Genomic DNA, 7,528 nt, shown 5'->3' on the forward strand with positions numbered 1-7,528 from the left:
CTTAGAGGAGGACGAGACCATGACGAGCGGCCTCATCGGATCGATCATCCTTTGGCTCATCGCCGCGATCATCCTGATCGTGGTGATCGTCTACCTGCTGAACTGGCTGTACCACCGATCAACCAAGGAGGTCGCCTTCGTGCGCACCGGCTTTGGCGGCGAGACCGTGGTCATCAACGGGGGCGCGCTGGTCCTGCCCATCGTGCACGAGGTGACCCCGGTCAATCTCAACGTCGTGCGCATCGCGGTAGCGCGCACGCGGGAGGACGCGGTCATCACCCGGGACCGCATGCGGGTCGACATCGAGGCCGAGTTCTTCGTGCGCGTGATCCAGAAGCCGGAGGCCGTGGCTGCCGCCGCCTCGACCCTGGGCCGGCGGACCACCGACCCCGAGGAACTCGCCGACCTGTTGAGCGGCAAGTTCGTCGGGGCGCTTCGTTCGGTCGCGGCCGAGATGAGCCTAGACGAGATGCACGAAAAGCGCGGCGACTTCGTCGCCACGGTCGAGGAGCGGGCGGCCGGGGCGCTGGCGCGCAACGGCCTGGAGCTGGAGTCGGCCGCGATCACCGACCTGGACCAGACCAAGCTCGAGTTCTTCGATCCCTCCAACCGCTTCGACGCCGAGGGCCTGACCCAGCTGATCGAGACCATCGAGGGCCGACGCAGGCTGCGCAACGACATCGAGCAGTCGGCCATGGTCGCGATCCGGACCCGCAACTTGGAGGCCGAGAAGGAGACCCTGAAGCTGGAGCAGGAGAGCGAGAGCTCGCGCCTGACCCAGGAGCGGGAACTGGAGGCCATGCGCGCCGAGCAGCGGGCCGAGATCCTGCGCACCCGGGTCGCCCAGGAGGCCGAGGCGGAGAAGTCACGCATCGCCAGCGACCAGGAGACTCGGACCCGCGAGATCGCCCGCCGGCGCGCCCTGGAAGAAAGCGAGATCAAGGCACAGCAGGAGATCGAGCAGGCCCGGATCGCCCAGGAGCAGGCCCTGGAGCAGGCCCGCATCGCGCGCGAACGGCAGATCCGCCAGGAACAGATCCAGCAACGCCACGACGTCGAGACCTCGGAGATCGCTGCCGGGGAGGACGTCGAGCGCGCCCGGATCGTTTCGGAGCGGCAACTGCGCGAGACCCGGATCATCGCGGAGGAGGAGACCGAGACCCGCGAGATCGCCCGGGGCCAGGAGATCGAGACCGCCAAGATCTCGGCCCAGAAGGCCATCGAGTCGGCGCGGGTGGCCCAGGAGCAGGCGCTCGACAAGGCGCGGATCGAGCGCGACCGGCTGCTGCGCTCGCAGCAGATCGCCCAGCGCCAGTCCATCGACGAGGCCGAGATCTCGGCGCGGGAAGAGGTTGAGCGGGCCCGCATCGCCTCGGACCGCGGTCTGGAGGAGGCGCGGATCCTCCAGGACCGCGACCTCAAGCGCCTCGAGGTCGACCGGGCCCAGGCCCTGGAGCTGGCCGAGATCGAGCGCCAGATCGCGGTCTTGCGCAAGGAGTCGGAGCAGGCCGAGGCCCGGGTCGAGACCGAGGCTGCCCGCGCCCGTGCCACGGAAGCGGAGGAGAAGGTCGCGACCACCCGCGAGACCGAAATCGCCGAGCGCATCGCCGCGGTCGACCGGCTGATCGCCGCTAAGGACGCCGACACCGCAAAGATCGCGGCCGAGGCGGATAAGGTTACAGCCGCCGTGGCGGCGGAGGCACAGCGCCTGCGCAACGAGGCCGAGAACATCCTCAGCGAGGACGCCCGCGCGGCGATGCTGCGGTCCAAGATGATCGACCGCCTGGAAGGCATCGTGCGCGAGAGCGTGCGGCCGATGGAGCGGATCGAGGGCATCAAGATCCTGCACGTTGACGGCCTTGGCGGCGGCGGCGGCGGTGCCCGCACGCCGACCGACGAGGTCATCGAGAGCGCGCTGCGCTACCGCGCCCAGGCGCCCCTGATCGACGAGATGATGAAGGAGATCGGGGTCGAGAACCCCAACGTCGCCCGGATGGGCGACATCTTCCGCTCGGCCCGGGACGCCCAGAGCATCGCCAAGGAGACCAAGGGCGCGAAGAAGAAGGACGACTAGGGGTGGCGCAGGTCTACACCTCCTCGGTGATCGGCGCGCCGGCCGAGCGGGTCTGGGCGGTCATCCGGGACTTCAACGGCCTGCCGGACTGGCACCCGGCGATCGCCGAGAGCCGGATCGAAGGCGGCGCCCCGGCCGACCAGGTCGGCTGCGTCCGCGCCTTCCGGCTGAAGGACGGCGGCTACATCCGGGAGCGCCTGCTGGCGCTCTCAGACTACGACTACAGCTGCACCTATTCGATCCTGGAAAGCCCGATGGGCGTGGAGAACTACGTCGCGACCCTGAAGCTGACTCCCATCACCGACGGCGGGCGCAGCTTCGCCGAGTGGTCGGCTGAGTTCGACTGTCCGCCGGAGCGCGAAGCGGAGCTGGTCGCCCTGGTTGGCCGGGAGGTCTTTCAGGGCGGCTTCGACTCCCTGAAAAGCCGCTTCGGAAGCTGACATGGTCTCGGTCCGCCGCAGCACCGTCATCGACGCTCCGATCGCGGCGGTCTGGGAGGTCCTGCGCGACTTCAACGGTCACGACCGCTGGCATCCCGCGGTCGATCGCAGCCGGGTCGAGGACGGCCGGCGCAGCGACCAGGTCGGCGCCGTGCGCGACTTCGTGCTGACCGGCGGCGAGCGCCTGCGCGAACGGCTGCTGGCGCTCTCCGACCGGGACCACAGCTTCCGCTACAGCATCGTCGAAAGCGAGGTGCCGCTGCTGAACTACGTCGCCGAGGTCACCCTGAAGCCGGTCACCGACGGCGACCGGACCTTCTGGTCCTGGAGCTCGCGCTTCGAGACGCCCGCCGGCCGCGAGCGGGAGCTGGCGACGCTCGTGGCCGAGGGCGTCTACGAGGCCGCCTTCGCGGCGATCCGTGACCGGGTCGAAGGCCGCGGCGGAAGCCTCGTGGCCCAAGCGGTTGCACCGGCGAGTGGGGGTGCGATCGAGGGTCTGGCGATGGTGATCGACCGCCACGGCGGACCCGAGGAACTACACCCAGCGCCTGTTGCCGCGCCGCCTCCGGGGCCCGGCCAGGTCCGCCTGCGCCAGACCGCGATCGGCGTCAACTTCATCGATGTCTACTGCCGGACCGGCTATTTCGACCTGGTGACGCCGCCGGGTGCGCTGGGCATGGAGGCGGCCGGCGTGGTGATCGACGTCGGCGCGGGCGTGAGCCACCTCTCCCCGGGTCAGCGGGTCGCCTACGCTTGCCCGCCGGTCGGCGCCTATGTGACCCGGCGCACGATGGAGGCGGCGCTGGTCGTACCTCTTCCGGAAAGCATCGACGACGAGACCGCGGCCGCCGGGCTGCTCAAGGGCATGACCGCCGAGTTCCTGCTGCACCGCGTGCATCCGGTCCGGCGCGGTGAGACGGCCCTTGTCTATGCGCCGGCCGGTGGGGTCGGCCGCCTGCTCTGCCAGTGGGCCAAGCACCTCGGCGCCACGGTGATCGGGGCCACGTCCAGCGAGGCCAAGGCGCGCCTCGCCCGGGCCGCCGGCGCCGACCACGTCATCCTTCCGGGCGCGGAAAGTCTGGAGGCCCAGGTCCGCGCGCGGACCGGGGGGCGCGGCGCCGATGTGATCTACGATGCCGTCGGCCGGGACAGCTTTGCCCATTCGGTCGCGGCACTGGCCAACCGCGGGCACCTGGTCAGCTTCGGTCAGGCCTCCGGCGATATCGGTGCCTGGGACATCGGGTCCCTGGCGTCCAACTCGGCGACGATCTCGCGCCCGAACTTCGGCCACTATACCGACACGCCGGAAAAGGTCGCCGCGATCACCGCCCGGCTTTTCGAGGCGATCGAGCGGCGCATCCTCTCGATCGAGGTCGGCCGCCGCTATCCCCTGACCGAGGCGGCGGCGGCCCACCGTGCCCTGGAGGGACGCGAAACCACCGCCTCTATAATTCTCTTACCCGAGGAGAGCGCCGGATGAAGCTGGCCGTATTCGATTGGCAAGGCGGCCGCCATCTCGGCCGGATCGCGGAGGGCGAGGGAACGGTGCAGCGGTTCGATCTCCCGGCCGGCAGCGCTGGGGAAGAAGGCGTCGCGGCACTGATCGGCCGCGACCTTCCGACAGCCGCCGAAACCTTGCCGCTGGCGGACGTCGTCCTGCAGGCGCCGATCCCGCGGCCGCGCCGCAACGTCTTCTGCGTCGGCAAGAACTACCACGCCCATGCCCGGGAGTTCGCCGCCTCCGGCTTCGACAGCTCGGCCGCGAAGGGCGAGGTGCCTGAGGTGCCGATCGTCTTCTCCAAGCTGCCGGACGCGGTGGTCGGCCCCGGCGCCCCGATCCGGATCGATGCCGCCGTGTCGAGCGCGATCGACTACGAGGCCGAGCTGGCGGTCATCATCGGCAAGGCCGGACGCAACATACCGGCGGCGGAGGCCCTGTCCCACGTCTGGGGCTACACCATCGTCAACGACGTGACCGCCCGCGACCTTCAGGGCCGGCACAGCCAGTGGCTGATCGGCAAGTCCCAGGACAGCTTCTGCCCCATGGGTCCCTGGGCCGTGACCGCCGAGGAGATCGACCTCGCCGACACTTCGCTTCGCTGCTGGGTCAACGGTGAGCTGCGCCAGGAGTCCAACACCGGGCTCCTGATCTTCGACGTGCCGACGATCGTCGCGGCGATCTCCAACGGCATCACCCTGCTGCCGGGCGACGTGATCGCGACCGGCACCCCGGCCGGTGTCGGGATCGGCTTCACGCCGCCGAAGTACTTGCGGCCCGGCGACCGGGTCCGGGTCGAGATCGGCGGCATCGGCACCCTGGAGAACCCAGTGGAGGCGGTCTAGTGCTCACGTGCACAATTCGGAGAGCCACCCGCACCCTAGCCCTCCCCCATCGAGGGGGAGGGAGTAGTGAGCTGATCCGCCTAGAGAATCCCCTCCCCCCTTGTGGGGCGCGTACGCGCGGCGCTGCGCGCGGGTTAGGGAGGGGGGTGTCACTGGCAATAACGCTTCTGGGCACTTGGCCATGACCGACCTCCGGCTCGGCAGCATGGTCATGGAAGATGCCGGCGCCGGCCCCCCGGTGGTCATGGTCCACGGCTTGGGCGGCGGCTCCAACAGCTTCCAGACCCTGATGGCAGCACTGGCGGGCTACCGGGTGCTGCGCCCCGACCTCCCGGGGGCCGGGCGATCGGCACTGCGGCACGGCCGGCCTGGGCTCGAAGGTCTGACCGCGGCCCTGCGGGATTGCCTGCGTGCCGCCGGCGTAGACCGCGCCCATTTCGTCGGCCATTCCATGGGGACGCTGCTCTGCCAGCACCTTGCGGCCGAATCGCCGCAGACTGTCGGCAGCCTGACCCTCTTCGGGGCGATCCTGGAGCCGCCGGCTGCGGCGCGCCAGGCGCTGACGGAGCGGGCCGCGGCGGCCCGGGCCGAGGGCATGGCAGGGATTGCCGAGGCGGTTTCGACGGGCAGCGTCGCGGCCGCATCCCGGACGGCCAATCCGGTGACGGCGGCCTTCGTGCGGGAAAGCCTGCTACGGCAGGACCCGACAGGCTATGCTGCCCACTGCGAAGCGCTGAGCGCGGCAGCGGCCGCCGACCACGCGGCGATCCGCTGCCCGACCCTGCTGATCGCCGGGGAGGCCGACCCGGTCGTGCCGGTCGAGATGGCTCGGCGGCTGCAGGAGCGCATCGCCGGTTCACGGCTGGAGATCCTCCCGGGGGTCGGCCATTGGATGATGGTGGAGGCGCCGCAGCGCGCCGCCGAACTGCTGCGGGCGCAGGTCGAGGCGACCGCGCTCTGATGGCTCAGAGGAAAGGAGACGGGACCATGGCGGAAGACAGCACCTTCGGCGGCTGGGGCGGAAGCCGTCCCTCCGGCAACGGCGAGTCCGAGATCGTCTTCGGCAACGTCCGGATTCTCGACGGCAGCGGCGAGCCGCCCTTCGCCGGCGAGGTCACGGTCGTGGGCAGCCGGATCAAGTCGGTCAGCCGCGCCGGCAACGGATATGGTTGGAGCAGCGGCGGCAGCCAGCGGATCGACGGCCGCGGCATGACCCTCATGCCGGGCCTGATCGACGCCCATCTGCACCTGAGCTGGAACAACGCGCCCGGCATCGACCCGATCCAGATGATGCCGCTGGAAGAGCACGTCATCAATTGCGTGGAGATGGCGCGCCTGCTGATCGATTCCGGGTTCACCGCCGGCTACGGCGCGGCGGCGGCCAAGCCGCGGCTCGACGTGGTAATCCGCGATGCGATCAACGCCGGCAAGGTGCCGGGCCCGCGCTACACCGCGGCGGGGCCGGAGCTCACCGCGGTCGGCGGGCTGGGCGACGCCACCCTGCCGCACATTCCGCACGAGGGCCTCAATCTGGGGATCGTCGTTTCGGGACCGGAGGACGTCCGCCTGAAGGTCCGGCAACTGATGAAGTGGGGGGTGGACACCATCAAGATCAACCTCTCAGGGGAAGAGATCACCGGCATGGGGGCGGAGGAGAACCAGTTCTCCGACGAGGAGATTGCGATGGCGGTCAACGAGGCCAAGCGCCGCCATCGCCGGGTCGCCGCCCACGCGCGCTCCAAGGAATCGATCAAGAAGTGCGTCCAGTTCGGGATCGAGATCATCTATCACGCCTCCTTCTCGGACGAGGAGGCCCTCGACATGCTGGAGGCGAACAAGGACGAGCACTTCGTCGCGCCCGGCCTGGCCTGGCTGATCAACACGGCCCGCAACGCCGGCGACTACGGCATCAAGCCGGGCACGCCGATCACCATCGCCTACGAGCGCGAGCTGGAGAACGCCATCGAGACCATGCAGAAGATGCACAAGCGCGGCATTCGGGTGCTGACCGGCGGCGACTATGGCTTCGCCTGGACGCCCCACGGCACCAACGCCAAGGACCTGGAGTACTTCGTCGACATGGTCGGCTTCACGCCGATGGAGGCGATCCAGGCAGCGACCAAGTACGGCGGCCAGATCATGGGCATGGGCGCGGAGCTTGGACAGGTCCGCGAGGGCTTCCTGGCCGACCTGCTTTTGGTCGACGGCGATCCCCTGGCCGACGTGCGCGTCCTCCAGGACCACAAGCGCCTGGTCGCGATCATGAAGGACGGCAAGTTCCACAAGGCGCCGGAGAACCTGGGCGCGGGCCTGCGTCTGACGGCCTAGGCAGGAGGGCAGGAGTTCGGAGCGGCGCCGGCCGGGCGCCGGCGCGAGGGCGTCGGACCGACCTACCAACCGATCACCAAGTTCAGTTCTTGACCGGGCTGTGCTAAACGTCATGGCAGCTGCCCGGCCCTGTCTGGAAGATGCTGACCGGAGACGCGTAGCATCCGGGCCCACGTCGTGTTCGGCGTCGGGGGGAAGGCCGGGACTGCATGCGTTGGAGGCCGTCGCGCAGTCGAAGCCATGGTTGAAGCCTATCATCTGAACGCGCTGCCGCCTGGGACGATGCTCCAGGAGTACGAGGTCCTTCGTGTTCTGGGCGAGGGCGGCTTCGGGATTGTGTACC

At 69.6% G+C, this 7,528-nt stretch carries 6 protein-coding genes; all 6 read left to right on the forward strand.

The features are described from left to right. The first annotated feature begins 19 nt into the window (after positions 1–19). The 6 genes from QNJ30_05110 (at position 20) to QNJ30_05135 (ending at position 7,185) form a co-directional block, all read left to right on the forward strand. Complete coding sequence (locus QNJ30_05110; protein ID MDJ0942817.1) at positions 20–2,074, forward strand: flotillin domain-containing protein; 2,055 nt, start codon at positions 20–22, stop codon at positions 2,072–2,074. Positions 2,075–2,076: 2 nt separating this feature from the next. Further along, complete coding sequence (locus QNJ30_05115) at positions 2,077–2,514, forward strand: SRPBCC family protein (protein ID MDJ0942818.1); 438 nt, start codon at positions 2,077–2,079, stop codon at positions 2,512–2,514. Between the two features lies 1 nt (position 2,515). Further along, positions 2,516–3,994 carry a zinc-binding dehydrogenase gene (locus tag QNJ30_05120; protein MDJ0942819.1) on the forward strand — a complete coding sequence of 493 codons (1,479 nt, stop codon included), beginning with the start codon at positions 2,516–2,518 and terminating at the stop codon, positions 3,992–3,994. Continuing rightward, positions 3,991–4,857, forward strand: coding sequence for a fumarylacetoacetate hydrolase family protein (locus QNJ30_05125; GenBank protein ID MDJ0942820.1), 867 nt, complete (start codon positions 3,991–3,993; stop codon positions 4,855–4,857). Before QNJ30_05120 ends, QNJ30_05125 begins: the two co-directional genes overlap by 4 nt. 181 nt (positions 4,858–5,038) lie before the next feature. Beyond that, the gene (locus QNJ30_05130) at positions 5,039–5,818 is read left to right on the forward strand and encodes an alpha/beta hydrolase (GenBank protein ID MDJ0942821.1); all 780 of its coding nucleotides are present in this window, start codon (positions 5,039–5,041) and stop codon (positions 5,816–5,818) included. A 26-nt stretch (positions 5,819–5,844) separates the two neighbouring features. Next, positions 5,845–7,185 (forward strand): amidohydrolase family protein, encoded by a 1,341-nt coding sequence (locus tag QNJ30_05135; GenBank protein MDJ0942822.1) that lies wholly within the window; start codon positions 5,845–5,847, stop codon positions 7,183–7,185. The last annotated feature ends 343 nt before the right edge of the window (positions 7,186–7,528 follow it).

This window comes from Kiloniellales bacterium, assembly GCA_030066685.1.
GTDB lineage: Bacteria > Pseudomonadota > Alphaproteobacteria > Kiloniellales > JAKSBE01 > JAKSBE01.

Bases quoted from the DNA above. Each gene is read 5' to 3' on its own strand.
- QNJ30_05110 (MDJ0942817.1), top strand. From the start codon at position 20: ATGACGAGCGGCCTCATCGGATCGATCATCCTTTGGCTCATCGCCGCG.
- QNJ30_05125 (MDJ0942820.1), top strand. From the start codon at position 3,991: ATGAAGCTGGCCGTATTCGATTGGCAAGGCGGCCGCCATCTCGGCCGG.
- QNJ30_05120 (MDJ0942819.1), top strand. From the start codon at position 2,516: ATGGTCTCGGTCCGCCGCAGCACCGTCATCGACGCTCCGATCGCGGCG.
- QNJ30_05130 (MDJ0942821.1), top strand. From the start codon at position 5,039: ATGACCGACCTCCGGCTCGGCAGCATGGTCATGGAAGATGCCGGCGCC.
- QNJ30_05135 (MDJ0942822.1), top strand. From the start codon at position 5,845: ATGGCGGAAGACAGCACCTTCGGCGGCTGGGGCGGAAGCCGTCCCTCC.